The organism is Alkalimonas sp. (genome assembly GCF_020831925.1).
Lineage (GTDB): Bacteria > Pseudomonadota > Gammaproteobacteria > Enterobacterales > Alteromonadaceae > Alkalimonas.
In genome coordinates this window covers 52,396-77,707 of sequence record NZ_JAFIFQ010000004.1, presented here as the reverse complement: position 1 = coordinate 77,707, position 25,312 = coordinate 52,396, and the positions used below count along the sequence as shown (strand labels likewise).

Annotated in this window: 26 protein-coding genes; 6 read left to right on the top strand and 20 right to left on the bottom strand. The window is 55.3% G+C overall.

From position 1 onward, the window contains the following. Nucleotides 1–5: 5 nt before the first annotated feature. From JJU14_RS02635 to JJU14_RS02585, 11 genes are all read right to left on the bottom strand, one after another. Entirely contained in the window at nucleotides 6–923 is a 918-nt protein-coding gene (locus JJU14_RS02635) for a hydroxymethylglutaryl-CoA lyase (RefSeq protein WP_228611050.1), read from the bottom strand. Nucleotides 924–934: 11 nt separating this feature from the next. After that, nucleotides 935–2,137 carry a CaiB/BaiF CoA-transferase family protein gene (locus tag JJU14_RS02630; protein ID WP_228611049.1) on the bottom strand — a complete coding sequence of 401 codons (1,203 nt, stop codon included), beginning with the start codon at nucleotides 2,135–2,137 and terminating at the stop codon, nucleotides 935–937. Between the two features lie 104 nt (nucleotides 2,138–2,241). After that, complete coding sequence (locus JJU14_RS02625; protein WP_228611048.1) at nucleotides 2,242–3,018, bottom strand: Asp/Glu racemase; 777 nt, start codon at nucleotides 3,016–3,018, stop codon at nucleotides 2,242–2,244. A gap of 25 nt (nucleotides 3,019–3,043) precedes the next feature. Next, on the bottom strand, nucleotides 3,044–4,249 hold the full coding sequence (locus JJU14_RS02620) for an NAD(P)/FAD-dependent oxidoreductase (RefSeq protein ID WP_228611047.1): 1,206 nt from the start codon (nucleotides 4,247–4,249) through the stop codon (nucleotides 3,044–3,046). 1 nt (nucleotide 4,250) lies between these two features. Further along, nucleotides 4,251–4,853 carry an isochorismatase family protein gene (locus JJU14_RS02615; RefSeq protein ID WP_228611046.1) on the bottom strand — a complete coding sequence of 201 codons (603 nt, stop codon included), beginning with the start codon at nucleotides 4,851–4,853 and terminating at the stop codon, nucleotides 4,251–4,253. Between the two features lie 3 nt (nucleotides 4,854–4,856). After that, entirely contained in the window at nucleotides 4,857–5,657 is an 801-nt protein-coding gene (locus tag JJU14_RS02610) for an alpha/beta hydrolase (RefSeq protein WP_228611045.1), read from the bottom strand. Beyond that, on the bottom strand, nucleotides 5,654–7,093 hold the full coding sequence (locus JJU14_RS02605; protein ID WP_228611044.1) for an aldehyde dehydrogenase family protein: 1,440 nt from the start codon (nucleotides 7,091–7,093) through the stop codon (nucleotides 5,654–5,656). The genes JJU14_RS02610 and JJU14_RS02605 overlap by 4 nt, the downstream gene beginning before the upstream one ends. Next, complete coding sequence (locus tag JJU14_RS02600; RefSeq protein WP_228611043.1) at nucleotides 7,090–8,520, bottom strand: aldehyde dehydrogenase family protein; 1,431 nt, start codon at nucleotides 8,518–8,520, stop codon at nucleotides 7,090–7,092. Before JJU14_RS02600 ends, JJU14_RS02605 begins: the two co-directional genes overlap by 4 nt. Then, complete coding sequence (locus tag JJU14_RS02595) at nucleotides 8,517–9,788, bottom strand: acyl-CoA dehydrogenase family protein (protein ID WP_228611042.1); 1,272 nt, start codon at nucleotides 9,786–9,788, stop codon at nucleotides 8,517–8,519. The genes JJU14_RS02600 and JJU14_RS02595 overlap by 4 nt, the downstream gene beginning before the upstream one ends. A 35-nt stretch (nucleotides 9,789–9,823) precedes the next feature. Next, nucleotides 9,824–10,555 (bottom strand): hypothetical protein, encoded by a 732-nt coding sequence (locus tag JJU14_RS02590; protein WP_228611041.1) that lies wholly within the window; start codon nucleotides 10,553–10,555, stop codon nucleotides 9,824–9,826. A gap of 5 nt (nucleotides 10,556–10,560) precedes the next feature. After that, nucleotides 10,561–12,255, bottom strand: coding sequence for a nitrilase-related carbon-nitrogen hydrolase (locus tag JJU14_RS02585; protein ID WP_228611040.1), 1,695 nt, complete (start codon nucleotides 12,253–12,255; stop codon nucleotides 10,561–10,563). Between the two features lie 110 nt (nucleotides 12,256–12,365). Here JJU14_RS02585 and JJU14_RS02580 point away from each other — a divergent pair, with 110 nt between their 5' ends. Beyond that, nucleotides 12,366–13,052: a hypothetical protein gene (locus JJU14_RS02580; RefSeq protein ID WP_228611039.1), complete on the top strand. Its 687-nt coding sequence runs from the start codon at nucleotides 12,366–12,368 to the stop codon at nucleotides 13,050–13,052. A gap of 15 nt (nucleotides 13,053–13,067) precedes the next feature. Then, the gene (locus JJU14_RS02575) at nucleotides 13,068–14,411 is read left to right on the top strand and encodes an MFS transporter (protein ID WP_228611038.1); all 1,344 of its coding nucleotides are present in this window, start codon (nucleotides 13,068–13,070) and stop codon (nucleotides 14,409–14,411) included. 74 nt (nucleotides 14,412–14,485) lie between these two features. Here JJU14_RS02575 and JJU14_RS02570 read toward each other — a convergent pair whose 3' ends face one another. Beyond that, the gene (locus JJU14_RS02570) at nucleotides 14,486–14,935 is read right to left on the bottom strand and encodes a DUF2141 domain-containing protein (protein WP_228611037.1); all 450 of its coding nucleotides are present in this window, start codon (nucleotides 14,933–14,935) and stop codon (nucleotides 14,486–14,488) included. Between the two features lie 20 nt (nucleotides 14,936–14,955). Then, on the bottom strand, nucleotides 14,956–15,723 hold the full coding sequence (locus JJU14_RS02565) for a GntR family transcriptional regulator (protein ID WP_228611036.1): 768 nt from the start codon (nucleotides 15,721–15,723) through the stop codon (nucleotides 14,956–14,958). A gap of 257 nt (nucleotides 15,724–15,980) precedes the next feature. Between JJU14_RS02565 and JJU14_RS02560 the strand changes: the two genes are divergently transcribed. Continuing rightward, nucleotides 15,981–16,646 (top strand): hypothetical protein, encoded by a 666-nt coding sequence (locus JJU14_RS02560; protein ID WP_228611035.1) that lies wholly within the window; start codon nucleotides 15,981–15,983, stop codon nucleotides 16,644–16,646. A 13-nt stretch (nucleotides 16,647–16,659) separates the two neighbouring features. Next, complete coding sequence (locus JJU14_RS02555) at nucleotides 16,660–17,301, top strand: glutathione S-transferase family protein (protein WP_228611034.1); 642 nt, start codon at nucleotides 16,660–16,662, stop codon at nucleotides 17,299–17,301. Nucleotides 17,302–17,372: 71 nt separating this feature from the next. Here JJU14_RS02555 and JJU14_RS02550 read toward each other — a convergent pair whose 3' ends face one another. Genes JJU14_RS02550 through JJU14_RS02530 form a run of 4 tightly spaced genes read right to left on the bottom strand, consistent with a single transcriptional unit; the run spans nucleotide 17,373 to nucleotide 21,159 of the window. Next, nucleotides 17,373–17,873 (bottom strand): flavin reductase family protein, encoded by a 501-nt coding sequence (locus JJU14_RS02550; RefSeq protein ID WP_228611033.1) that lies wholly within the window; start codon nucleotides 17,871–17,873, stop codon nucleotides 17,373–17,375. 29 nt (nucleotides 17,874–17,902) lie between these two features. Continuing rightward, entirely contained in the window at nucleotides 17,903–18,877 is a 975-nt protein-coding gene (locus JJU14_RS02545; RefSeq protein ID WP_228611032.1) for a hypothetical protein, read from the bottom strand. A 50-nt stretch (nucleotides 18,878–18,927) separates the two neighbouring features. After that, the gene (locus tag JJU14_RS02540) at nucleotides 18,928–20,322 is read right to left on the bottom strand and encodes an FAD-dependent oxidoreductase (RefSeq protein ID WP_300976133.1); all 1,395 of its coding nucleotides are present in this window, start codon (nucleotides 20,320–20,322) and stop codon (nucleotides 18,928–18,930) included. Between the two features lie 18 nt (nucleotides 20,323–20,340). Beyond that, nucleotides 20,341–21,159, bottom strand: coding sequence for a red chlorophyll catabolite reductase (locus JJU14_RS02530; protein ID WP_228611031.1), 819 nt, complete (start codon nucleotides 21,157–21,159; stop codon nucleotides 20,341–20,343). A 180-nt stretch (nucleotides 21,160–21,339) separates the two neighbouring features. Between JJU14_RS02530 and JJU14_RS02525 the strand changes: the two genes are divergently transcribed. Continuing rightward, nucleotides 21,340–22,560, top strand: coding sequence for an aromatic ring-hydroxylating dioxygenase subunit alpha (locus JJU14_RS02525; RefSeq protein ID WP_228611030.1), 1,221 nt, complete (start codon nucleotides 21,340–21,342; stop codon nucleotides 22,558–22,560). 57 nt (nucleotides 22,561–22,617) lie between these two features. Here the strand turns inward: JJU14_RS02525 and JJU14_RS02520 are convergent, their stop codons facing one another. Then, complete coding sequence (locus JJU14_RS02520; RefSeq protein ID WP_228611029.1) at nucleotides 22,618–23,205, bottom strand: hypothetical protein; 588 nt, start codon at nucleotides 23,203–23,205, stop codon at nucleotides 22,618–22,620. An 89-nt stretch (nucleotides 23,206–23,294) separates the two neighbouring features. On the opposite strand from JJU14_RS02520, the gene JJU14_RS02515 reads away from it, so the two are divergent. After that, entirely contained in the window at nucleotides 23,295–24,101 is an 807-nt protein-coding gene (locus JJU14_RS02515) for an SDR family oxidoreductase (protein WP_228611028.1), read from the top strand. 16 nt (nucleotides 24,102–24,117) lie between these two features. Here JJU14_RS02515 and JJU14_RS02510 read toward each other — a convergent pair whose 3' ends face one another. Beyond that, complete coding sequence (locus JJU14_RS02510) at nucleotides 24,118–24,789, bottom strand: hypothetical protein (protein WP_228611027.1); 672 nt, start codon at nucleotides 24,787–24,789, stop codon at nucleotides 24,118–24,120. Continuing rightward, the gene (locus JJU14_RS02505) at nucleotides 24,782–25,249 is read right to left on the bottom strand and encodes a VOC family protein (protein WP_228611026.1); all 468 of its coding nucleotides are present in this window, start codon (nucleotides 25,247–25,249) and stop codon (nucleotides 24,782–24,784) included. Before JJU14_RS02505 ends, JJU14_RS02510 begins: the two co-directional genes overlap by 8 nt. Nucleotides 25,250–25,312: the final 63 nt, after the last annotated feature.

The window sequence follows — 25,312 nt, the reverse complement described above, 5'->3', positions numbered from 1 at the left end:
GGGTGCTAATAAAGCGGTTGTTGGGCCGCCAGCTGCAGTTGCCGCCAGCGATCGGCCCGGCCACCGGTGCATTGGCCGGTTAGCTCGCCGGCAAACGTGCCGACCTGACACAAAGCGGCCAGATCAATGCCGGTGCGAAGCCCCATTTGCTCCAGCATCATCACCAAATCTTCGGTGGCGACATTACCGGTAGCACCGGGTGCAAAAGGACAACCGCCAAGACCACCGATAGCGGCATCAAAACGCCGGATCCCGACATCCACCGCCGCCGCGGCATTGGCCAGCCCCATGGCGCGGGTATCATGAAAATGACAACCGAGCAGTGCCGCATCCTGTTGCTGCACGATAACCTGCAACAAGTGGCGCACCGAAGCCGGATTGGCTGCGCCTATGGTATCGGCCAGTACCAGCTGGCTGGCGCCTAGCCGTTGCAACTGAGTGACTAACTGGCTGACCGTAGCCACCGGGGTTTTGCCTTCAAAGGGGCAATGCCAGGCTACGGCAATGCAGGTGAGTACCTCTACCTGATCCTGCGTCGCCAGTTGCAGGATTTGCTGCAGCTGCAGCAGACTGTCTTCGACACTCAGCCGGACATTTTTCTGATTCATGCTCTGGCTGGCACAGATGACAAACAACACCGCTTTGGCCCCGGCCTGCACGGCCAGTTGATAGCCTTTCACATTAGGCACCAGCGCCTGCAGTTGCACCGGATACCGGGTTGCGATGCTGGCAATCACCTCATCACTGCCCGCCATGGCTGGCACGGCTTTGGGTGACACCATGGCACCGGCTTCAATCGAGCGGACCCCAGCGGCGATCAATTGCTCAATCAGGGCAATGCGCTGTGCCGGGCTTAAAATCCGGCTTTGGTTTTGCAGGCCATCGCGCGGGCCGACATCGGTGATCAGCACATCAGTTTGCATGGCTGGCGCTCCTAGGCAATGATCTTGCTCTGCCGTAAGGCCGCAATGTTGTCCAGCGGCAGGCCCAGCTCCTGCTGCAACACCTGCTCGGTATCCTGGCCAATATAAGGCGCCGGGCTGAAGCTGTCTTGGTGGCTGCGCGATAGTTTAATCGGGTTGCCAGGTGCTTTCGTGGTTGCGCCCGATGGGTGGGCGATTTCCACTACCATCTTGCGGTGCAACACTTGCTGATCACTAAGCGCATCGCTCAATTTATTGACTGGCGCACAGGGAATGCGGGCCGCCTCCAGCCGCTCAATCCAGTAAGCATTGGTATTGGTAGCAAACAAGACATTCAGCGTTTGATCAATAAAGTCTTTATCGGCGAAACGGCCGGGCTGACCATCATACTTGGGATCATCAAATGCCGGGATCTGCACCACGCCCTTGAGGTTTTGCCAGAAGTTGTCGGTAATCACCGCCAGAATAATATGGCCATCCTGGGTTTTGTAACTGTTGTAAGGCACATGCACAAAGTGACCATTGCCAATCGGGTAGGGATCTTGTTTCGATAGAAAATGCATGGTGGCCATGTAGTTCAGCATGGAGATCTGGCAATCCAGCATCGAGATATCCACATGCTGGCCTTTGCCACTGCTAAAGCGCTCAATCAGCGCGGCCTGAATGCCCATCACTGCAAACATGCCACCGCCCAAATCGCCAATTGGAATACCGGCCCGTATCGGGGTTGCCGGATCGGTGCCTGTGATGGACATACCGCCACCAAAGGCCTGGGCCACCTGATCAAAGGCTGGTCGGTTGGCGCCCGGGCCTTCCGAGCCAAAGCCGGTAATGGTGCAGGTGATAATGCGCTCATTATGGCGTTGCAGAGTTGCATAGTCGATGCCAAGCCGCTCAGGCACACCAGGGCCAAAATTGCTGACTACCACGTCCACTTTTTTCACCAACTGATAAAACAGCTCCTTGCCTTGCTGCGTTTTTAAATCAATGGCAACGGAGCGTTTATTGCGGTTTAAAGTAATAAAATAAGCACCAAAGCCATCCAATGAGTTGTCTGGATCATTGGCCAGCAACTTACGGGTGCCTTCTCCTTGCAGCGGCTCAACTTTGATCACATCGGCTCCCATATCGGCCAGCAGCATGGTGCCGTAAGGGCCGGACAGCATATGGGTTAAATCCAGAATCTTGATCCCGGCAAGTGGCTTATTGAACATGGCGCATCCCCATTTTATGGTTTAATGATATAACTATATATCAATTAAGCCGGCTTTGTAAACTGCTCTTTATCACGACGGCCAGGCAAGCACCTGGCCTGCTGTCAGAACTCTTCCAGTAAACGGCCTTTGCCGGTCAGTCTGTCTTCGATGCCGCAGCTGCGCAGGGCATGCCAGACGGTGGCGACATTTATCGGCAGCAGCGGCTTGCCCAAAATATGTTCGAAGGTAGGGAAGAGATCGACCGTGGACAGATTGGTGCCGCATTGCACAATGGCATCGACCTGATCGCCATCCACCTCGTAGATGGCATCGATCACCTGCTGAATGGGGGTTTCGGCAATGGCCGTTGCCGAGGGCCGGTTCAGGCCTTTGACTTTGTGTACCTCAAAGCCGATGTCGCTGAAAAAGCGAAACACATTGTCATCGCCCACCGGTGGGTAGGGCGTGATCACCGATATTTTACGGGCTTTAAACTTCTCCAGCGCCATTCGGGTGGCGGTAGCGCCTGTGGTTAGGCCCATATCGCCAATTTGGTCGCGGATTTGCTGCTCAAAGCGGATATTGCCTTCCAGGCCCCCCCAAAAGGTTTCGGCGCTCATACCCAGCATAATGTGGTTGACCTTGGCGCTCAGTACATTGCGGATAGACAAGGGGATTTCATCGCGGATCATATCCAGAAAGCGTTCAAACACTACGTTTTCGTTGTCGCCGGTCTGCTGCACCTCATCGGCCCAGTTGCGAAGCTCAATCCAGAAGCGGGACGGGTGCCAGCTCACCCCGTCCAGGGCAAACTTCTGCAAGTCATATTCAACCCCTGTATTGGTGGAGGGGATAATGACGCCAATTTGTGCCCGGTGAGCAATCTGATAATTCTGCATAGCGGTGTCTCCTGTTGGGCGCGGCTCAGGCCTGTTGCAAGCTGTCACGCAGGCAGTTAAACATGGCGCGTTCCAGCATAAAGGCTCTGGCCTTGCTCGGATCGGCGGCGGTTTCCATAAACCACTGCTGGCGTTTTTGTTGCTGCTCGGGATCTTTGGTTTCCATCATTTGTTTGTTGGCAATGGTGTGTTGCTGCACAAATTCCACCGCCAAATCCTTGCGCTGGCGTTCATACTGGGCGAACAGTTCCGGGTAGCTGGCACCTTCTTTCAGAATGCAGGTCAGCTTCTGCGCCAGGTTATGGGCATCGTGCAGGCCGCCATTCATGCCCATGCCGCCTAATGGATTGTTGATATGGGCGGCATCGCCAACCAGCACCATCCGGCCCTGCACATAACGCTCGGCCACCCGCTGATGCACCGCATACAGTGTTTTGTGCCCGATGTCGTAGTCACCGGCTTTGGCATGCAGGTGCTGCAGTCGCTGTTGAATGTACTGATCATTCAGATAGGTTTGCGCCGGATTGGCCTCAGCCGGATCGGTCGGCCAGAGCACCCGCCATAGTTTTTCGGTTCGCAGCAGCACGCACCATTCGTCCGGATCCGAGATGTAGTTCACATAGGACAGGTTGTCGAACACCTGTTCAAACGGAAATGGGGTACTGACCACCAGGAACTTTTCGTTGTAGGTGAAGCCGCCATAGCCGATGCCAGCCGCTTTACGAACCTGACTGGAAGCACCGTCACAGCCAAGCAGAAAACTGCCACGAAATTGCTTTTCGTTGTCCGGGGTATTCACCAGCACGGTGACGCCGTTGTCATCCTGCGAAAAGCCCAGCACCTCGTGGCTAAACAGCACCTGAGCGGTCGGGTAATTGGCCAGTTGCTGGTTGATGATCCGTGTCATTTCGTATTGCTCCAGCTGCAGTCGAAACGGAAAGCGCGTATCGTCGCTTAGCAGCCCCATATCAAATTCTGCCACTTCCTTGGTGCGTCGGTCACGGTACTGATAGCGATCTACTTTCAGGCCTTTGGCAATCATGGCATCGGCCACACCCAGTTCATCCAACATCTCCAGTGAAGGGGGATGGAAGGTCGAGGCGCGCAGATCAACCGGCAGATCCGGCTGTTTTTCAAACAGGATCACCGGGATCTCTTGTTGTGATAAATACAGTGCCAGCAAGGAGCCTGCAGGGCCTGAGCCGGCGATAAGAACAGGTTGGGTGGTCATGTTAATGGCTCTCGGTTTGGGATAGTTGAGTCAAAATGTGGTCGAGGCTGACCACATCGGCATATTTGGCATGCAGATCAAATAAATTAGCCTGGTGGGCGGCCGGGTTGCGATCACCGACTGCCTCTTTGGGCACCTGCACCGGGTAATTGTGTTGCATGGCATCAATCACGGTGGCACGCACGCAGCCACTGGTGGTCAGGCCGGTAATAACCGTTGAGTCGGCAGCGCTTTGCTGCAACAAGCTGGCCAGTTCGGTGCCAAAAAAAGCACTGGCACCCTGTTTGGTCACCACGGCTTCGCCTTCGAGCGGGGCTAGCCGGGCGTCCACCTGTACCCAGTGGGAATCCGGGGTCAGTACATTTAGTGCTGGCACCCGCTGACGAAACACCCGGCCTTGTTCCGGCGCATGGAAGACGACGGTGGAAAAAAATACTGGCAGCTGTCTGGCACGAAAGGCCTGCAGCAACTGAAAATTAGCCTGCACCACCTCGGGACACTCGGTGCCGAGCGGACAAGTGGGATCGGTGAAGGCGTGGATCATATCCACCAGGATCAGGGCAGGGCGTTGCCCTAAAGTCAGACTCTGTCGTTGCAAGTCCATGGTTCAGATCCCGTACTTGGTTAAAAATGAGCGGATCAAAGCGGCGACCCGTTCGCTGTCGGTGTCGAACAGGTAGGTGCCGGTCTGGCCAAGATCGGCGCTTTCTCCCTGGCTGAGTAAAGCTAAGGTTGGCGCCACTGCCGCGTACAGACTGTCGTTCTGACCTGCCATCACCAGGGCCGGGCAGCGTAGGCTGCTCAGACAGCCGGCGAAATCGTGCGCCGCAACCGCCTGATACAGGGCTGGATAGCCACTGCCAAGACGAAGCGCGGCGCAGAGCTCGCGCTCGGTCAACGCCACATCAGCGCTGGGATCTTTGCCGCGTAAATACTGCCATAACGCCTGCAGATGCTGGCCATCTTCAGAGGCGGGCCGTGGTTGCTGCATGGCCTGCAACTGCTGCCGCTGCTCTGCACTTAGCAAGGGTGGACCGGACAGAATGATGGCTTTGGTCTCTGTGAGCCAGAATGCAGCCAGCTCGGCCGCAACCGCAGCACCGGTATGATGCCCCAAGACGGCAGCTACAGATCCGATTTGCTGCAGAGCACCAAACAGGCAGGCTGCCAGCTCGCCAATACTGGCTGCGGTGATCGGATCGGACTGACCACAACCGGGCAAATCCGGCGCCACGCAGTAATAGTGCTCAGCCAGCTGCGGCATCAGAGCTTCATACATCTGGCTGTGACTGGGAGCCTGATGCAACAAGAGCAGCAAGGGCTTGCTGGCTGAGCCGGTTTGCCTCAGATGCAGCTGACCCTGGGCTGTATTCAGGTAAAAGCGTTCCACCACGGGGCGCTGGCTCATAGGCTTTCTTCCAGTTCCATGCTGATCCATTTAAGCTCGGTAAACTCAGCGGTGGAGTAGGCGCCGCCACTGCGGCCAACACCGGATAGCTTGCTGCCCCCAATCGGTGCCAGGGCGTTGCTTTGAAAAGCATGCATGCCAATATGGACAGAGCCGGCTTTGATCTGCCGGGCGGCCTGCATCGCCCAATGGATGTTTTTGGTCAGCACCGCCGATGACAGGGCGTAATCGCTGTCGTTGACTTTGGCAATGCCATCGGCGAGATCACGGGCCCGCACCACCGACAACACAGGGCCAAACAATTCTTCACGCCAGGCACTGCAATCGGACGGGGTATGCAGCAAAACGGTCGGCTGGTACACCAGGCCCTGTTGCACCTGACCACCGGTCAGCAGGCTGGCACCGGCATCGATGGCTGCGGCTACATGCTGTTGTACCTTGTGCAGCGCCTGCCGGTGGATCAAGGGTCCATAGCAGCTGGCTTCATCGCGCAGATCGCCAAGTACCAGCTGAGTGGTATGTTGTTTAAGCGCAGCGACAAAGGCATCAAACACTGCGTCTTCTACTACGGCCCGGCTATTGGCCATGCAGATCTGGCCGCTGTGAGTAAAAATGCCCTGCGCCACTATGGCGGCAGCTTTGACTGGATCCACATCGCGCAGTACCAGCACGGCACTTTTGCCGCCCAGTTCCAGCTGAGTGCGCACCATGCGTTTAGCGGCACTGGCACCGACTTTCTGGCCGGTTAGGGTAGAGCCGGTCAGGGCGATGCAATGCACCTGCTCATGATCAATCAGCGGCGCACCGCATTCAGCGCCAAAACCGGTCAGAATGCTGATGGCCTCTGGCGGTAAGCCAGCCTCCAGCAGGATCTTGCCAAAAGCGATGGCGATCATCGGGGTTTCTTCCGAAGGTTTAATCACCACCGCATTACCGGCCGCCAGCGGGAAGGCGACCATCTTGCACAGCAGCGCCAGCGGGGCGTTGTAGGGTGAAACCACCGCTACTACGCCGAGTGGCTCTCTGAGCACCATCGATAGCCGGCCGGGGTGATCATTCGGAAAGGTTTGGCCATAAAGGCGGCGTGCCTCACCGGCCGCTGTCCGCAGCAAATCCACGGTATAACGAATTTCGTTGCGTGCTTTGCTGATGGTGGAGCCGCTTTCATCGATCAGCAGATCCAGTAAGCGCTCCTGGCCTTGTTGTTCCACCAGTTCCGCGGCTTTGAGCAGGCAGGCTTCCCGTTTGGCCGGTGCCAGCGAAGACCACTCAGCAAAGCCTTGCTGGGCTGCAGCAACGGCTAGCTCGACATCAACTTTACCTGCTCTGGCGGCCCGGCCAAGCCGCTGCTCGGTGGCGGGGGCCAGCACATCAAAATAGTCACCGGATACAGCGGCTTGTTCTTTACCGCCAATCAACAGCTCGGTTTGCTTCATCCGGCCACTCCTATTACCCGGTTGCCCCGGAAAAATTCAAAGGTTTCCACCACACCTTCATCGCCAAGGCCGCTTTTGCCCCAGGCTGGCCGTGGCGCCATCGGGTTCAGGTTCAGCAAGCTGATGGCATTGATTTTGACGCCACCGGTTCTGAGGGTGCGGGCAAGCTGCCAGGCGCTTGGCTCGTCGCCAAACACATAGGCTGCCAGGCCAAACGGCGTTTGATTGGCCAGGGCCGTCGCTTGTTGCTCGGTACTAAAGGTGTGCCAGCAGGCGACCGGACCAAAGACTTCTTCCAGCGTAAGCTCCGGGGCCAGCCCAAGTACCAGCGTCGGTGGCACAAAGTAACCGGGCAGTGCTGGCAAGGGCGTGGGCTGCAGGATCTCGGCCCCTTGCTTGCGATACTGTTCGATGCATTGCCGAATGTGCTGATAGTGCCCCTGATGTACCAGCGGGCCCATCTGTGCGCAGCTGTCATCGGAAGAGCCCAGTTGTAGCTGAGCCAGCCGCTCCGTAACCTTGCCAAGCAATTCTGCACTGATGTCCTGATGGACGAGAATACGCCCCAGCGCCCGGCACCACTGCGCATTCATGGTAGTCAGGCCAGTCACGATGGCGTCGGCCGCCTGGTCGGTATTGGCGCTTGCCAGCACCACCATGGGGTTGTTGCCACCCAGTTCCAGTTGCACCGGTTTGATTTGTTCACCGCAGACCTTGCCAATGGCAGCGCCGCCGACGGCGCCGCCGGTAAAAGAGACGCAGTGGCAGCGTTCATCGCGCACCAGGCGGCTACCAACCATGGCACTGCCGTGTAGCAGCGAAAAGACGCCGGCAGGCAGTCCGGCAGCGGCAATGGCTTCGGCGATCAATTGCGCCGATGCGGCGGCCCATTCCGAGGGCTTGAAAATCACGCTGCAGCCAGCGGCCAAAGCGCTGGCCAGTTTATGGCAGGCGATACCGGACGGGGCATTCCAGGGCGTGATAATGACCGCCACACCCAGCGGCAGCCGTTCTACTTCAACATCGCTGTGGGTGCCAGGCAGGTAGCGTATCGACTGTTGGCTGCGCAGTAGCTGAGCGGCGGCTTTAAAGGCTGCCGGACAAATCGCCGCTACCAGGCGGGTTTGAGCAATCACCACGCCATTTTGCATCGAGTCCAATTGGGCAATGGCTTCTTGCTGCTGTTCCAGCAGCCTGGCAATGGCCTCCAGTACATCGGCTCTTTGCTGTGGTTTTGTCAAAGCCCAGCTGCCGTTGGCAAAGCTGGCTTCAGCCGCCACCAGGGCTTGTTCTATCTGAATGGCACTGCTGCTGGCCTGGTAGCCAATCACCTCTGTGGTATTCGGGTTGGTCAGTGCCCGGCTGGTCGGCTCGGTTGGTTGCCAGGTACCGGCGATGTAGTTGCGAAAGACCGGTAGCTGGCTCATGGCGCTTTGACACCAAATTGCTGTTGTTCGGCGCCATCGGTTTCCATTTGAGCTGCCATCAGCCGGCCCCGCTCAGCCGGGAAGGCTTGCACCAGCGCCATCGCCATATCACGCAGGCCTTTGCCAGCCGGGCTGTGGTTGTTGGTGCCGGTGGTGCCCAGGCATTTCAGTGCATTAACGGCGACTTTAAAGCCATACTCAGACACCTGGCCTTTGCATAAACGCCAACGCTTAACCACCTCATTTTTGGGCAGGATCTCCGGCTCGGCGGTTTCGAGCTCCAGTTGCCGTCGCAGCCAGAGGGTAGCGGTTTCAAGATCCGCCATCATTTCACCAATCAATTGCTGGTGCATCGGTGAGCTGGCAATGGTGGCACCACTGTCGCCAAAGGTGGAGCTGGTCAGGATCTGCAGGCAGGCACGGTAAATCGACCAGGCCTGGCCCAGATAGACGGCGATGCCGGCCAGCTGATTGCCGACAAAGCTGCCGCGACTCATTTGCATGCAACGGGTAAAGGCAGCGGGCAGGGTCAGTGCATCCTGGTCGGCAACAAAGACATCCTCCAGGATCAGGCCATGGGTGGCGGTGCCGCGCATGCCGAGCGCATCCCATTGTTGCCGTTCACGCACCCCTGCGGCATCGCGTTCAACAAAAAAGGTACAAAGTCCACTGGCATCTTTGGAACCCTCCAGGCTGGCAGTGACCAGGTAACGGTCTGCCACACCGGTGGCGCAGCCAAAGCTTTTGACGCCATTAAGCCGATAGCCGCCGGCCACTTTGCTGGCTGTGGTGCTGATGGTAATGGCAGCCGTTTGCGACTTGACGGTTTCACTGGCAAAGTTAGCCAACCAGAGGCCGTCACGGCCCATGTTCAGTAGTATTTTCTCGGCAAAGTCCCGCACTTTGGGGATTTCTTCATCGTTAAATAAACCGGCTTCAATGGCTTCCAGTGCCAGTAAGCCGCGCGATGCCGACGAGCAATGGAAAAAATAGGCGAGGGCGGTCGAAGGGCAGACCGAGCCCATGGCAAAGGTGGCTGCAGCCAGATCGCGCAAACCGCCACCAAGGCCACCGTATTGCTGCGGGATAATAAGCCCAAGCAGACCTGCCTCGCTCAGTGTCTTGATGTGGGGCTGATGGAAACTGCCGTTTTGATCGACCGTATTAGCGGCCTCTTTTAAAGCGGGTAGCACGGCTTCAACCCGTGCTGCCCTGGCTTTTTCCTCGGCATTCATGCCTTCTACAAAGTATTCTGCTGTAAGTTTCATCGCCTCTCCTGTCAGGCTGGCTGGCCTTATATCGCTCAGTGATTGCTTTTTAGTAGGGTACGCAGCTGCTCGCCGGCGGCCTGGCCAATCAGGCCATCGATGCGTTGCCAGACCGGGTCGATTTGCGGCGAAAAAATGGCGGCCCGGTTGGCGCTGTCCCGCTCGGCCAGCGCTGCTTTGCTGACGGAGGAAGTAACGCCTTTGGCGATAAGCTCCTGCCAATACAGCCGGTAGCGTTCAACAAAAGGAAAGACTTGCTTAAAGCCAGCCTCCGTTGCCCGATGCACCAGCATCCAGGGTGACATGGTAGCGCGCTGCGCCGGGGTAATATGAGCAGGCGTTATGCCAGCAATGGCTTCTGCTTCTTGAAACAGCGGCGTTAGCGGCAAAAATACCTCGTTCATGTAGTCGGTATGGGCTGCCAGATCCAGTCGTGGGATCAAATCCAAATGGAATGAGTAGTGCTCACCGGCTTTGACCGAGTCCAGGGTAAAGTGAGGCAGGGCTGAATCGCTGGCGGTAAAGGCAAAGATCATGTGCGAATCCAGTTGCATGGCCGGTACCACAATGGAGCAGGTCACCAGGCGTTGGATGCTGTCCCCCTGAAACAGCCGGACAGTGCCGACCTGGCCCTGGACCATCGGCAATTGGCTGTGCAGAGTCATGCAGGGGCCGCCGTTGGCATTGGTTTGTTCGGTCAGCTCAAAGTGATCGACAATGGCCGCCAGAGTGGTATCGCTGAGTTGTTGAGGCAGTGATGGGCTCATGGTGATTATCCTCTGGTTGTCGCGTAGGACAGCATAGGTTGCAACAATTGCCAGGGACGGCTGGCAATCAGATCGGTGCGATGCGAAGCCACTTTATTGGCTGCTGCACTCGGATGAATGGTGGCGCTTAGGACTGGCTGTTGCTGTTGCCCCCGGAGCACCACAGGCGCACTGAGCAAGCCATCGAAGGCACGCTCCTGCCAGGGGGTCATCAGGGTGAAGTCGGTTTGCAAATCGCAGATCAGATGGTTGGCTTCTTTGCGATCGGCGGCAATCAGGTTCAGCCTGTTCTCGGCTGAACGCTCGACCAGTCCGGTGGCGGTCAGCCAGGCTTCTTGCAACTGCAAGGGCACCAGCACGACTTCCGCGCCCTGCATTGCAATCAGGCGCATGGTCTCCGGGTAGATGGCATCGTCTTCACACAGCACAGCCAGTTTGCCAAAGCGGCTGGGATAAATGCTAAAGCGCTCGCCTGCTACCTGATGGGCAAAGCGGTTGGAGTGATGCACTTGCGGCTGGCAGTGCACCACGCCGCTGGCTGCAATCAGTACAGCGCAGTGACGCAAGCCGCTCTGATAGGGCAGCAGCACACTGCAGGCCACCAGGGTATCAGCTGTTAACACCTTACTTAGCTGGTCGATAAGTTGAGCGCTTAGAGCGGCATCATCATAGCTGCTGCTGCCATCCTGCCACAGCAATTGTGGCAAACAAATCAGCGGTACTTGCTGTGATTGCAATTTTTCCACGCTCGTCACGGCTTCTGCAATCGCTTGTTCGCCGGTTGCATGAATGGCAAGGCTCGCTGCCTGCAATTGGTGGACGCCTTCGAAGGCAGGTAGCTGTTGCTGCGCCGGATCTTCGCCCAGTGGTTGATACAGGGCAGGCTGGCGCTGATGGAAAATATCGGTGCCGTCGGGGCGGGTTTTATCAAGCGCCTGGTTTAAATCTATCTCGGCATAAATAATGTCTTCGTCATGGCCCGCCAGCGCCAGTACAGTGCCATCCGGTGCGACAATCTGGCTGTCGCCGGCACCGCTTAAAAATTGCACCGGTATATTGACGGCCTCAGATACCGGCTGCAGCATCGCTTCTGGGATCAACGGGCCTACTTTATTGGCGGCCACTACAAATACTTTGTTCTCAGCGGCCCGCACCGGGATATGCAGGTTGCCTTCGTCAATGGCAAAGGAGTTCAGGCTGTTGCACAGCAATTGGGCGCCGCGAAGTGCCAGACAGCGGGGTGTTTCATTGATGACGCCATCCATGCAGGCATAGAGTGCTAGCTTACCAAAGGGCGTCTCCACAATAGGGCTGGGCGTGGTAGCACGGCGTAGAAAGTCGTTTTCATGGCCGATCAACACCTGTTTATCGGCTTCTGCCAGCAGCTCTCCATCGGGGGAGTACAGCAAACTGGTGCCAGTCACCTGCTGCTCGGCTCGCTGTACCGTGCAATTGATCACCAGATAAGCCTTTGCCTGCCGGGCGGCCTCCGCAATAGCGCTAAGGAAGTCGCCATCCAAAGCGACGGACACCTGATAACAGTGGGCTGCATCGTCGTACCAGGAGTTGTGATTGCAAAACTCCGGCAGGACAATTAAATCCGGTTGTGCTTTGGCAGCTTGTGCTATTATTCTTAGACAAGTCGCAAGATTCTGTGCCACATCGTTGGTTACGGCGAATTGTGCTGCTGCAACTTTCATGTTTTTCCCGCCTTTTGGTGATCGCTTTCGACAATCGCGAAGTAAAGATAGACTTAATGTATTATTAGTATATCATTATGTCAATACTGAGCGCGTAGAAGGATGATCATATGGTTCAATACAGTCTTGCTTTAGCCCTGTACGATTACATTCCCATCGTGTTGTTTGTCACTGGCCTGCTCTTTACCGCCCGTTGTCTGGAACAAACGGATGCTTCGATGGCGCGTCTGATGCGCTTTGCCATTGTGCTGGTCGGTTTGGGAGGCTTTTGCAAAGCGACCTGGAAACTGCTGATTGCAGCTTTTGATATCAACTGGATGCCACTCAACGATGCCTTATTTGTGTTGATGGCACCCGGCTTTACCTTTATTGCTTTTGCAATCTGGTCGGTGCGGCGACAACTGGCACAGCGGCCCTTGCGTGCTACCGCCTGGCGTTGCCCGTTATCGGCCAGCATGCTGGGGTTGGGGTTGGCTTTGTTGTTGGCGATCCGGTTGGAATCCAATGTCTGGTTCTTTGTGTTGTTGCTGCAGTTGACGCTGGCAAACATCCTCTTTACCTGGCATGCGATGAAGCTAAGTTTGGCGGCCGGTAGCACTCTGGCGGCGGCTTTATTTGTTGCCAACATCGTCGGTGTGTTCGTGATGTCAGGGCTGGCCAGAGTCGGCGATCCCAGCGAAGCCTTTCAGTGGCTGGCGCAAATCAGCAATACCGCAACACAAGGCAGTCTGGCTCTGGCCGGCTGGGTTCTATGGCAGCGTCTGAATCGGCCGGAGCCTGTCGGCGCCCCGGTTTAACAGAAGGAAGGTCCTATGCAACAGGAAATGAAATCGTTTTTGGGTGTAAAAGTGAATCCAGGGGTCTCCTCCGGCAATATGATGGTGTTTTACCTGACTTGCCTGGCATCAATTCTGCTCGGTACCTTTATGAATGCATTTCAGCCATTTTTGTTCAGTGAAATGATGAATATTCCACGGGCTGAACATGGGGTGCTGACAGGCAAACTAAACTTTGCCGGTGAGATTGCCATTATTGCGACCGTTGGTTTGTGGGGCGCCGTGTCCGACAAAATCGGCCGTCGCTTTGTGATGACCATGGGTTTCTTGCTGGTCGGTCTGGCGTTTTATCTGTACCCCAGAGCCGGCAGTGTGACTGAGCTGCTTATGTACCGGGTGGTTTATGGTGTCGGTATTGCCGCGGCTACCTGCATGATCGTGACCTTACTGGCCGATTTTGCCCGCGATGAAAACCGCGGCAAGGCTGCTGGCTTTCAGGGCATCTGCAACGGCCTTGGTGCTGTGATCGCATTGTTTGTGTTGCTGCGTATGCCGCAAGTGTTCCAAAATGCCGGCCAGGATGCGATGCAATCCGGCTTGAGTACCTATACCCTGGTGGTGGTGCTGTCGGTGGTGCTGGCCGTGTTTTCCTGGTTGGGGTTAAAGTCACGCGCTTCCACCCATGATAGTGAAAAGCTGCCTTTACTGACCATGGTGGTGAATGGTGTTAAAGCTGGCCGTGATCCTGGCATTGCTCTGGCCTATGGCGGGGCTTTTGTTTCGCGCGCCAACCTGACCATCGTCGGTGCTTTTATGACGCTGTGGTTGTCGAATTACGGAGTGGCTGATGCCGGCATGAGCCCGGCAGATGCGCTGAAAAAAGCCGGCATCATTGTAGCTATCGCCCAGGGCGTGGCTTTATTGGGAGCACCCTTCTTTGGCATCCTGACCGATAAGATTACCCGGGTGAATGCATTGATTATTGCGCTTTTCATCTCCTTTGTCGGCTACACCAGCACTTACCTGATTAGCGATCCCTTTGGCCACGCCATGCTGCTGGTGGTGGTGCTGATTGGTTTAAGTGAAATTGGCGCCATCATTACCTCGGGCGTGCTGATTGCGCAGCAAACTCCGGCGGAAAAGCGTGGTGCTGTGATTGGTATTTTTAATTTAAGCGGCGCTGTGGGTATTCTGGTCTCCAGCCTGGTGGGTGGTTACCTGTTTGACCATTGGGATTACTCCGGCCCCTTCGTCTTTATCGGTTGTTGTGCCTTGCTGGTCTGTATCTGGGGTTTGATGGTGCGCCACAAGGTGGTGCCTTATCAAAAACCGGCGCCGGACGATACCGCCATGGCTGTTCAGGATGCACCAACCCCATAACCAACCACAGCAACAAAAAGCCCCTGAAGTCGAAATCTCAGGGGCTTTTTTTCATCCAAAATAAGCTGTTGGGATTAGATATTGACCATATCCAGTTTGTGCTCCGGATTCTCTGCAGAAAATTCAAAGCTGGCATCATCAAACTTTGGAGGGCCCATCCGGCCTGTGGCATTGTTGGAGGTACCGACAGGCTCACGCGGAATACCCAGCCAGTTGGTGCGCAACTTGCCGTTGCTGTCTAAATCCTGGAACACCTGGATGGCATAACGGCCATAGGGCAGGGGCAAAGCCAGCTTTGGGTTGCTAACCACTTCAGCGGCATCAACCTTGAAACGCAGCACCATGTGTTCTGGTTTATCCGATAGCCAATGTTGTTCGGAGTCATACACCTGCACCACCACCTGGCCTTGATCAGAAGCAATGCCTTGCACATGCAAATACAAAGTGTCCGCCAGCAGCAACGGGCTGGCAAGCAGGCTGCCGGCTGCCAGGCAGCTACCAAGAAAAAGCGATCGTGCCGTCATACAAACTCCTGTTGCTGGTGTTATTTCATCGAAAATTGCATTTCGAACTGGTATTGATCCGGCCGGTACAACGCATACATATGATCAATCAGTTGGCCGCTGTCATCGAACATGGAGCGATCCAGCACCAGCAGCGGACGTCCCACCGGCACCTCCAGATAAGCGCCGGTATCGGTGTTCGACAGGGTGGCAGTGACCGATTGCTCAACTTTATCCAGCGCAATGCCCGATTTACGGAAAATATCAATCCGCGACATTTTGCAGATATTCTCTTCGGTATAAAGCTCGCCGATTTCGCGCGTCCAGCTGACAAAATAACCAAAAGGCTTGTTGTCGGCATAACGCAGCCGGACCGACTGGATCAGTGGCTGATCAGGACCTGTACCAAAGCGCTCCTGAATATCCAGCGGCGGCACTAGCCGGGCAAAGGTCAGCGATTTGACCACAGTTTCCTGGCCCATCACTTTCAGGCTATCCAGCAAGGCACTCAATGGGGCCTGCAAATGCTCGGCTCTGTGTTTGTAAGCCACATGGGAGCCTTTACCGCGTTGCCGCACTATATAGCCTTCGGCTGCCAGCTCATCCATAGCTCGTTTGGCGGTAATGCGGGATACGCCAAAGGCCTCCGACAGCTGATGCTCGGTGGGCATCTTTTCGCCATGTGGGATATCGCCATGGTGTATTTTTTCTTTTAAATACAGGTACACCTGGTGATACAAAGGCGTTGGCACATTTTCCCAAAGTGCGGATTTGAGTCTTGAGTCAGCTAACAGCTCTTCAAAAGTCATAACCGATAATTTTCCTTGTGTTGAAGTTTTTCCGTCTTTGTACGACAGGTGATAACCAAGAAATGATATAACAATAATTCAATTATGGCTAGCGCCGAACCGTATCAAAGTCGACTTTTTGCTGCAGGAGCCAGGCTTTTATTTAGTTTTGCCCTTTGTCAATAAGGAGCCAGGGGCACTGTGTTACAACAACAGGCATCCTGTGTTGGCTTACGGTCTGGCTCTGGGGTCAGTTCAATCAGAAAGGTCCTTTATTGATGTCTGAAATTTTACTGCTGAATTTTATTCACTTGTTGCTGTTCGTGTATTGGTTGGGCGGCGATCTTGGAACCTTTTACGCGTCGCGCTTTGTGGCACGTGCCGATCTGACGGTTGCCCAGCGCTCGACAGCGCTCAACATTATGCTCGGTGTGGATCAGGGGCCGCGTTTATGCATGCCGTTGATCTTACCGAGCGGTCTCCATCTAGGCGCTGTACTTGGCATGATCCAGCTTCCTGCCAGTATGGTATTGCTCGTCTGGCTGATTGGTCTGTTTTGGTTTGCCATGGTGCTGGTGTTGCACTTTGTGAAGGGAAAACCCTGGCTGGCGGGTCTGGGCCGTTTTGATTTCGTCTTTCGCTGTGTCGTGATAGGGCTGTGTTTGCTGTTGGCTGCTACGGTGCTTTTGGCCGAACCCTGGCTGACAGCCCGGATGGCGGTCAAGCTCACGGTGTTTGCTGGCCTGGTTGGGTGCGGCCTTGGCATTCGCCTTGCGTTAAAACCTTTTATGCAGGCCTGGCAACAGATGATTCAGCACGGCATTCAGCCACAGTCTGATCGCAGCATGCAGCAGGCGCTGGCCAAAGCCAGATGGTATGTGTACACCATCTGGCTGGGCTTGCTGATCAATGCAGCCATCGGTACGCATTTAATCCAACTTTGATGACAGGTACGCCATGAAATTACTCAGTTCTGATTTGTCACCTTACGCTACCAGGGTCCGGACCCTGATCCGCTTAAAGCAGCTGGATATTGCCATTGAGCCACCGGATGTGCCATTGCGCACACCGGCCTTTGTCCGCAAGTATCCATACGGCAAGATCCCGGTGCTGGTGCGGGAGGATGGCGAGTGTCTGGCCGAGTCCTGGAGCATTATGCAGTATCTGGAAAGTGTTCATAATACACCATCCTTTCAGCCTGAAGATCCCTGGTTGCAAGCACAAATGAATGCGCGGGGCCGTTTTGCCGATACCCAGCTGGCTCCGGCTGCTTTTCCGCTGTTTAGCGTCTTGCTGGGTCGCCAGCAGGTCGATGTGCCAGCGCAATTGGCTTTGCTCAGGCAGGAACTGGCTAAAGCCAATGTGATTTGGCGCCAGGCCGGGCCTTTGGCTGAGCGAGGGCTGGATCTGGCCGATATTGCCTTAGTACCTGTGCTGTACTTTGTACTGGCCTTGCCCCGAATGCTAGGGCATGACAGCGATTTATTGGCGGAGCAAGCGGCCTTACAGGACTGGTGGTCGCAGATGATGCAGTTTGAGGCGGTCAAAGCCGGTATCGATGAAATGGAGCAGGCGTTTCAGGCCTTTGCCAACCGCTAGTTAAGCGGCCTGAAATGTTTAAGACGGTTTCTTGCAAAAAGCCGTGCCAGTGGGGCACGGCTTTTTTGCGATTAAATGACAACGGCAGCCTCTTCCAGCCTGGCGTAGCGGCCGCTGTGAAAAACCAGCGGGGCTTGTGGTTTGCTGCAAAAATCCAGCACCCGCCCGACCAGGATCAGATGATCGCCGCCATCGTATTGATGCAGCATCTGGCATTGAAAGCGGGCGCAATAATCCTGCAATAAGGGCGCACCCCCTAAGCCTTCATCGGTGTTGATGCCATGAAACTTATCGGCTCCCTGGCGGGCAAACTGATTGGACAGCTCCTGTTGATGCGCTGCCAGCACATGAATGGCAAAGTGCCTGGCTTCGGCAAAAGCGGCCAGTGACCAGGCACCTTTGGCAATACTCCAGAGCACCAGTGGCGGCTCCAGCGACACCGAGTTAAAACTGCTGGCCGTCATGCCGACGTTCTCGCCGGCGCTGGTTTTGCAGGTGATAATGGTGACTCCGGTGGGAAACTGCCCTAAGGCCTGGCGAAAATCACGGCTGTCAAAGCTTGGGTAATTCATTAGAATTCTCCTTTGAGCGCTTGGCTAGCTTAAGGTTGAACATAACGAGCCTGTAGTATTTGCTCACCCTGATGCCAGTCCAGTACCCCAAAGGCGGTCAGCTGCTCCTTGCCGCCAGCATAGAAGTTCCAGACACAGCAGAGCGTGCCTTGCTGATCGAGCAGGGTGTCGCGACTTTTCAGTTTGAAGGCTTCGCCATAAAAGTGTTGAGTGCTCCACAGGTAGCGGCCATAGGCGCGGCCATTGCCATAGACATCGGGTCCTTCAAAGCGGTGTACCTGATTGTTACGGCTGCGACGGTAACTAAAGGTTCGTTCAATGGCACCGGTCAGATGCACAGTCACCTCAGCACTGGTCAGCGAGAGTGGGGTGTAATCGATCAGCACAGCGCAGCTGCCAAGCAGCTGCTGGCTATCGTTATAGACTTCAAACTCACCACGCCACTGTCCGGCATGTTTTACCGGCAGGATAAAAGGTTTGCTGGCGTTGGCTTGCTCCTGCTGCAGGAAACTATCGACAAAAGCCTGCGTATCCTGGTTGCTGGCATGATCCTGTGTTACCACGTAGAGGCCATTGAAGACCGCCACCAGGGTATCTGCTTCGAACAGTTGCGAGGAATAGACCTGCAAGCCGTGCTTCGGCAGGATCAGATTGACGGTACGTAAGTCGGTATTCCAACCGGGCGAGTAATAGTTGGAGTCGACCAATAAACCATAAGGGCGGCCTGAGCCCATGAAATCGGGGCCGCAGTAAACCCGATTGCTGTCGCTGTCGATGACGCCAAACTCAAAGCGAGCGCCGGCGGTATCAAAACGATTGCGCAGCGGGCCGCTGTTGCGAAAATCGGTTTCCATCCAGTAGGTGGTGCGATCACCTTCAAACACACTGGCGCGGTTGACTTTATTAAAGCCGGTGTGATTGCCGTCGGCATCAAATACCGATGGGATACCGTGCCATTCTCCGGTGATGGCTTGCTGAAATTTACTGGGCTGCTGTTCAGACATAAAGAATACCTTTGTTAGTGTCTATCCAAAAACGGCGGCGCTGCCGTTTGTTAGCATGATACCGGCAGCAGGGCCGGACATTGTTGATTGAACCTGGCGGCCTGACTGGTGTGCTGCCCGGTCAGGACATACCCCAGTAACTGGCCTTCGGCACCGATAAAGCGGGCGCAAACCCCCTGGTCGCTGTCGTTGTCGCACTGCCATCGTCCGGTTGCCCCGGCTGGTGGTGGGTTAACCACCACCGGATGCAGGGTGGTTTTAATACTGACCGGCATCACGCCATAGCTGACTTCTGTTGGTGTGCCGCTAAGGGTGTTGGCCAATGCCTTGACCTGAGCCAGCAAGGGCTGAACATAGACCCGGACCAGGCCGGCCACTTCGGCGCAATCACCGATGGCATAAATATCCGGCTCGGAGCTCTGCAGTTGCCGGTTCACCTGGATCCCTTGATGAACAGCCAGACCGGCGGCTTGTGCCAGTTGGGTATTGGGCTTGACTCCAACGGCGGACAGCACCAGATCGACGGCCAGCTGCTCGCCATTGCTTAATTGGATCTGAAGGCCTGCCGGGTTCTGTTCAATCGATTGCACCGTGCAGTTGTAGTGCCCGTTGATGCCGGCTTGACCAAAAGCGGCGGCCAGACGTTGACTGGCGACTTCAGGTACTAAGCTATGTAAGGGGCCCGGCAGAGGGTCAACCAGATCGACCTGAAAACCAGCCTGCGCCAGATCATTGGCATATTCACTGCCAATAAGACCGGCACCCATCACCAGAATGCGTTTTTTCTGAGCGGCCAGAGTACGAAAGCGGGCATAATCCATTAAGTCATTGATAGCATGCACCCCTTGCAACCCATTGCCAGCCAGCGACAATTGCACCGGTTTGGCGCCACAGGCCAGCACCAGACTCTGGTAGGAGATGCGGCCACCAGTGCTCAGTTGCAGGTATTTTTCTGCCGGCACTATACATTCGACCCGGCTAAAAATAAGAATGTCGGCCTGGTATTTTTCGGCCATCTGCTCGGCACTGAATTGCACCAGTTCGGCGGCTGACTTTTGCCTGGCAAAGCCGGTGGATAACTGAGGCTTGGCGTAGTAACTGCCATCATCGGCTGTGATCAGCAGGATGGAGCTCTGATAGCCTTGCTCGCGCAAGGTTTTCAGCAGATTGTAGCCAGCAAGGCCGGTACCCAGGATCACCAGTGGCGGTGTCTGCTGTGTCTGCCTCGCAGTCTGTGCCTGCTCGGCTATAGGGCCTGCGGCAGGCGCCAGGGTTCTGGCGACCATCTCAAAATCTTCTTTACCTACACCGCACTCCGGGCAGAGCCAGTCGTCCGGTATGTCTTGCCAGCGGGTACCGGGCGCTATGCCTTCTGCCGGTGCCCCTTTGGCTTCATCGTACACCCAGCCACAAACCTGACATTCCCAGACCTGATAAACAGACATGATCGGGTCTCCTTCGGCTTAACCGCTGCCATCCGGCCGTGGCAGAGTGCGGTTGCCACCCCACAGGGTCGCAACCATTTGCTTGGCGGTTTCTTCACCAAACAGCTTTGCTGCCAGATTATTGGCCGGATCCCGTTCGCAGATATTACGACGGATTTGCTCATCGCGTGCCATCAATTGCTGGCGGATTTCCAGCGGCGTTTGCTCGGCCTGATCGACCCAGTCCAGCCAGCGATCCAGCCGCTGATTGGCGATGCGTTCTACCAGATCAATCACCGCTGGATCCGGATCGGCACAGTAGCCGACCGCCGTAGGCGTCATCGCTATCCGGGTGTACAGATCGCGGCTGATAAAGGGGCGAAAGCGTGAGTCTGCCTGCAATTGCAAAAACTCCTCGTTCACGGCTTCGTAGTATTTATCGGCATAGTCGATGTCCAGCAGTAAATCGGTACGGGGAATGTAATCCATGTACAGGAACAAGTCCGGAATGGTGCCAAGCGCAAAGCCAAAGTTGGGCACCAAATACTGCGGCCCCAGGCTGATGGTAATGTGCATATTGGTAAAGCTGGACTCTGGTGAGCCAATGTAAGAATGGATCAGCCAGTCAATCTCTTTGCCACTGTAGGCTTGTAAACTACCTTCGCCGGCATGCTCGGACAGGTTGCGGTAGTCCTGAAACTGTTTGCAACAGGGATCCGGCTGAGTATCAAAGCGGGCATGAATACGGGCAATCATTTTTTCAGTAATGCCCCATAAGCGCTCAAATACGGCTCTGTTGTTGACGGATGGGTTTTCCTCGACCAGCTCGATCACGGATTTAAGTACTTTTTCTGCCATAATGATTTCCGGTTGTCTTGCTATCAGAAGTTATATTGTTATATTAATATATCAAAATAGCAATAGCAAATGCCAATTAGGCATTCCCTTGAGCAAAAATCACTGGTATAAGTGAACCATAAGTTTGAGCTAAACATATATCAATAGTGTTTAGTCATCCGTCAAGAAGGGGAAAGGTACATGATTATCAATCTGTGGTATGTGGCCGAATGGTCCAAAACCGTGCAGGACAAGCCAGTTAAAACCAAAGTGCTGGGGCAGGATCTGGTGTTGTTCCGCGATTTAACCGGCAAAGTTCAATGCCTGGCCAATGTCTGTTTACACCGGGGCGGGGCGCTGGCGGGTGGCTGGTTGAATGAAAAGCGTGATTGTGTGGTCTGCCCCTACCATGGCTGGGAATACAACGGCAAAGGCAAGTGTGAGAAAATCCCATCCGAGGGCACGGATTTCCAGGTACCACCGCGGTTTAGGGTGGATGCTTATCCGGTCGAAGAACGTTACGGCATGATTTGGGTCTTTATGGGCGACTTGCCGGAAGAGGAACGCTATCCCATTCCAGACTTGCCGCAATACGGCGATCCGGGTTGGCGCGGTTTGCCAGCCGAGTTTACCTGGAAGGCTGAAGCGTCCCGGGTGGTGGAAAATGGCATTGATATTGCCCATGCCTCTTTTGTGCACCCGGTATTTGGCTATCCCAGCACAGCGCCGGATAACTACATCGACAATGTGGAAAAACACGAATGGTGGGGTCGCTCTACCAATGTGATGTTTCCGCCGCAGTTAAAGGGCGGCTTTCTGGGCTGGCGTAAACTGATCCGCAAAGACAAGCAGGAAACCAGGGTGCATCCGGAATGGCAATTGCCGGGCATGGTAGTTCGGATCCAAATCGATTTGCGCGAAGGCTGGCAAATTGTGATGTTTGATGCCAATACCCCGGTCGATGAGCACACCACCCGCACCTTTGCCTGGCAGTTCCGCTCCTTTATGAAGTTTAAAATCTTTGATAAAAGCTCACACAGACGGTTGGTGACCATTTTGGAAGAAGATGCCCGCATCGTTGAGGCATCCAATCCGTATTACTTGCCGGAAACACTGGCCAATGAAGTTTCGGTGAAATCGGATAAGTTTATGAGTACCTTTCGCATGGCACGGCGTAAGCTGATAGAAGAGAAGGGCTGGCACATCGATTTGGATAAGCGGGACAGTTTCAAAGGCCGCACTGTGCTTACCATCCCTTCACCAGCCAGGCGCGAGGCTCGGGAAAATGGGCAGAAGTGGGTGTTTGAGGCCATGCCTACTGTGGCTCCAGTGAGACAGCCGCAGGCGCTGAAAGCTTTTGAAAAAGAAGTCTCCGAACTGACTACCGATTCTGCCAATGCCACCGAGTCGATTGTGGACTAGCTTTGATACGGTTTGAAGCAGGCTGCCCAGTCACCTTAACTGGTGCAGCCTGTTTTTTTATCGGCTCAGGTGTTGCCAAATCGACGATTGAAAGGGTGTTTCATGCACAGGGCCATTCGGGCCGCGCGGATCCAATGCATGCCGCTGTTTGCAACAGGGCGACAGCCGGGTGCCTTTGGCGGTCAGGGTGCGAACTGCCTGGCCATCGCGATACAACACGGTGTGACGGATCCGCTGCCCCGGTGCGGTCAGCAGAATGAAATCCGGCTCCATGTAGACATCGGTGCCAGGCCCCAGTTGGCGGGCATTGAAGGTCAGAATGCCTGCACCTCCCGAGACACCAACATTCTCATAGGCTCCAGGACCCAGCGGATCAAACACCAGCAAGCCATCACGCAGCTGGCCTTTAAAGGTTTTGGCTACAGCCGGCCGGCCACGAAAGTGCACATTGGTTAGCCACAACTGCTCCCCGTCGAAATCCAGATAGACCAGATTGTCAAAAGGGGATGAGCCAGGTGTGCCGCTGCCGGCTTCGGTGTCATCGGACAGTGGCCGGCCATCCAGTTCAAAAAGCTCCACGCTATCGTGCCAGATCCCACGCATTTGCATCAGAGTATGGCCGACGCTGCCTTCCGGGAATTGCATGCAATATCACTCCTTATCGCTGAAAAATTGTACTTGCAAAGCATCGCTATATTTGTATTAATGTTATAACAATATTTAAGGGGGATGTCATGAAAAATGTGGTGATAACCGGCAGTACCCGTGGCATAGGCCGTGGCCTGGCCGCTGAATTCCTGCGCCAGGGCTGCAAGGTGGTGATTTGCGGGCGTGATCCACAGCAGGTCGATCAGACCGTGGCGGAGTTGAGCCAGGCATTCGATGGTGCCGAGGTGATTGGTCAGGCCTGCAATGTGGTGGATGCCACCCAGCTGCAGAGCTTGTGGGACTTTGCGGTCGCTCAGTTTGGCCGGGTGGATATCTGGATCAACAATGCCGGCATCAGCATAACGCGTAAGCCGTTGGCTGAGCAGAGCCCGGCCGATCTTGAACGTATTGTGCAGACCAATCTGACGGCTATCTTGCTGGCCAATCAGCTGTGTATCCGTGAAATGCAGGCGCAGGGCGGCGGTCAAATTTGGAATATGGAAGGTTTTGGCAGCAACGGTGCGACTCAGCCTGGCATGGCTGCCTATGGCGCGACCAAGCGTGCTGTGACTTATCTGATCAAAGCCTTGCAAAAAGAAGTCAAAGATACCGCTGTGCAGGTCAATGCGCTCAGCCCTGGCATAGTAGTGACGGACTTGCTGGTAAATGACTACGATCAAGCGTCGGAACAGTGGCATAAAGCGCGTAAAATTTTCAATATTCTGGGTGACACAGTGGAAACCGTGACCCCCTGGTTGGTAGAGCAGATTTTAAAAACCAACCGTTCTGGCAGCAAGGTGGCCTGGCTGACCACCGGCAAAGCACTTTGTCGCTTCTGGATGGCCAGCTTTCGTAAGCGGGAGCTGTTTGCTGAGCCTTCTTCAGAGCAATAGCCAGGGTGGTGATGGCTCAGTCAGCGCTTTGGGCAAGGGTTATCTCCCAACAAACGTCAGGGCTTTGCTGCCAGCTATACTGCTGCAGCAGGCCTGCCTGGTTCAGGAAAAAGCGAGCATTGTCTTCCCGGTAATGGCCACCGCTTAGCACAAACTCCCGTTGTGCTGCGGATGGGTTGATGCAGCGGCTCTGGCGATGATCCCATATAGGCCTCAGCTTATCTTCTGGTGCTGTAATCTGCTCGATATCCGGTAGCAGCAGCGGCTGAGGCTGCTGCAAAGCCAGCACCATAGCACCACTAAATACCCGTAGCAGTGGAAAAAAGTGCCAGGGTGCAGCCTGGCTGCCGCTCAGCTGACGGTTGCCTAACTGGCAATGCCAGCGTTCGGCTTCGATCTGGTAGCAGGCGGAAATCGGCTCGGCTGTGCCATCTTGCCAAAACAGCTGCGCGCTTTGGCCGTGCGGCTGTTGCTGCCAGTGCACTTTCAGCAGCATCTGGTGCTGTGCACTGGAGCGCAGGCTTTGAATAATGCGCTCTCCTTTGGCATTGATGCCTTGCCGCCAGGGCTCCTGAATATCGGTGGGCTGGCCATTCAGTTGATACTGATAGGCCCCTTGTTGCTGCCATTCTATCGCTGGCGACAGCGCTGAAAAGGCATGCTGCAACAGTGTCATCGCATCAGACATGGCCTGGCTCCCTGGTATCGATGAGTTCAATCAGTTCTATTAGTTGACCGGCGGTGGTGGCCGGATCCAAATACAGCATGCGCTTAGTGCCATACTGCACCGGGCCATCTGCTGTGACATAGCCGGCATGGATCCCTTGTTGTTCTAAAGTAGCCAGCGCGGATGACAAGTCCCGTACCCGCCAGGCCAGATGATTGATGCCGGCCTGGCCACTTTTTAAGCCAAGCAGCAGGCTCAGGAAGGGCTCAGCCAGCGGCTGCATCAGTTCAAACTCCTGGCCGGCGAGGTCAATAAAGGCAAATTGCACCGGTGCATTCATGGGCAGCCCCTCAGGCCGGCGGATTTGCTGCGGGCTAAGGCCATAAATACGCTGCCAGTCCAGCAAGGCTTGCTCCAGATCGGCAACCACAAAGCCGACGTGTTGCAGGCCCAGCAGGTAATGTTGCAATTTTTTTGTCATCAAGGCGTTCATCAGGTCTTGTATCTCGGTCAAACTGCTATATGATATAATGATATTACAATA

Coding starts and splice junctions, on each gene's coding strand:
- JJU14_RS02635 (WP_228611050.1), bottom strand. CDS start 923: ATGCAAACTGATGTGCTGATCACCGATGTCGGCCCGCGCGATGGCCTG.
- JJU14_RS02630 (WP_228611049.1), bottom strand. CDS start 2,137: ATGTTCAATAAGCCACTTGCCGGGATCAAGATTCTGGATTTAACCCAT.
- JJU14_RS02625 (WP_228611048.1), bottom strand. CDS start 3,018: ATGCAGAATTATCAGATTGCTCACCGGGCACAAATTGGCGTCATTATC.
- JJU14_RS02620 (WP_228611047.1), bottom strand. CDS start 4,249: ATGACCACCCAACCTGTTCTTATCGCCGGCTCAGGCCCTGCAGGCTCC.
- JJU14_RS02615 (WP_228611046.1), bottom strand. CDS start 4,853: ATGGACTTGCAACGACAGAGTCTGACTTTAGGGCAACGCCCTGCCCTG.
- JJU14_RS02610 (WP_228611045.1), bottom strand. CDS start 5,657: ATGAGCCAGCGCCCCGTGGTGGAACGCTTTTACCTGAATACAGCCCAG.
- JJU14_RS02605 (WP_228611044.1), bottom strand. CDS start 7,093: ATGAAGCAAACCGAGCTGTTGATTGGCGGTAAAGAACAAGCCGCTGTA.
- JJU14_RS02600 (WP_228611043.1), bottom strand. CDS start 8,520: ATGAGCCAGCTACCGGTCTTTCGCAACTACATCGCCGGTACCTGGCAA.
- JJU14_RS02595 (WP_228611042.1), bottom strand. CDS start 9,788: ATGAAACTTACAGCAGAATACTTTGTAGAAGGCATGAATGCCGAGGAA.
- JJU14_RS02590 (WP_228611041.1), bottom strand. CDS start 10,555: ATGAGCCCATCACTGCCTCAACAACTCAGCGATACCACTCTGGCGGCC.
- JJU14_RS02585 (WP_228611040.1), bottom strand. CDS start 12,255: ATGAAAGTTGCAGCAGCACAATTCGCCGTAACCAACGATGTGGCACAG.
- JJU14_RS02580 (WP_228611039.1), top strand. CDS start 12,366: ATGGTTCAATACAGTCTTGCTTTAGCCCTGTACGATTACATTCCCATC.
- JJU14_RS02575 (WP_228611038.1), top strand. CDS start 13,068: ATGCAACAGGAAATGAAATCGTTTTTGGGTGTAAAAGTGAATCCAGGG.
- JJU14_RS02570 (WP_228611037.1), bottom strand. CDS start 14,935: ATGACGGCACGATCGCTTTTTCTTGGTAGCTGCCTGGCAGCCGGCAGC.
- JJU14_RS02565 (WP_228611036.1), bottom strand. CDS start 15,723: ATGACTTTTGAAGAGCTGTTAGCTGACTCAAGACTCAAATCCGCACTT.
- JJU14_RS02560 (WP_228611035.1), top strand. CDS start 15,981: ATGTCTGAAATTTTACTGCTGAATTTTATTCACTTGTTGCTGTTCGTG.
- JJU14_RS02555 (WP_228611034.1), top strand. CDS start 16,660: ATGAAATTACTCAGTTCTGATTTGTCACCTTACGCTACCAGGGTCCGG.
- JJU14_RS02550 (WP_228611033.1), bottom strand. CDS start 17,873: ATGAATTACCCAAGCTTTGACAGCCGTGATTTTCGCCAGGCCTTAGGG.
- JJU14_RS02545 (WP_228611032.1), bottom strand. CDS start 18,877: ATGTCTGAACAGCAGCCCAGTAAATTTCAGCAAGCCATCACCGGAGAA.
- JJU14_RS02540 (WP_300976133.1), bottom strand. CDS start 20,322: ATGTCTGTTTATCAGGTCTGGGAATGTCAGGTTTGTGGCTGGGTGTAC.
- JJU14_RS02530 (WP_228611031.1), bottom strand. CDS start 21,159: ATGGCAGAAAAAGTACTTAAATCCGTGATCGAGCTGGTCGAGGAAAAC.
- JJU14_RS02525 (WP_228611030.1), top strand. CDS start 21,340: ATGATTATCAATCTGTGGTATGTGGCCGAATGGTCCAAAACCGTGCAG.
- JJU14_RS02520 (WP_228611029.1), bottom strand. CDS start 23,205: ATGCAATTCCCGGAAGGCAGCGTCGGCCATACTCTGATGCAAATGCGT.
- JJU14_RS02515 (WP_228611028.1), top strand. CDS start 23,295: ATGAAAAATGTGGTGATAACCGGCAGTACCCGTGGCATAGGCCGTGGC.
- JJU14_RS02510 (WP_228611027.1), bottom strand. CDS start 24,789: ATGTCTGATGCGATGACACTGTTGCAGCATGCCTTTTCAGCGCTGTCG.
- JJU14_RS02505 (WP_228611026.1), bottom strand. CDS start 25,249: ATGACAAAAAAATTGCAACATTACCTGCTGGGCCTGCAACACGTCGGC.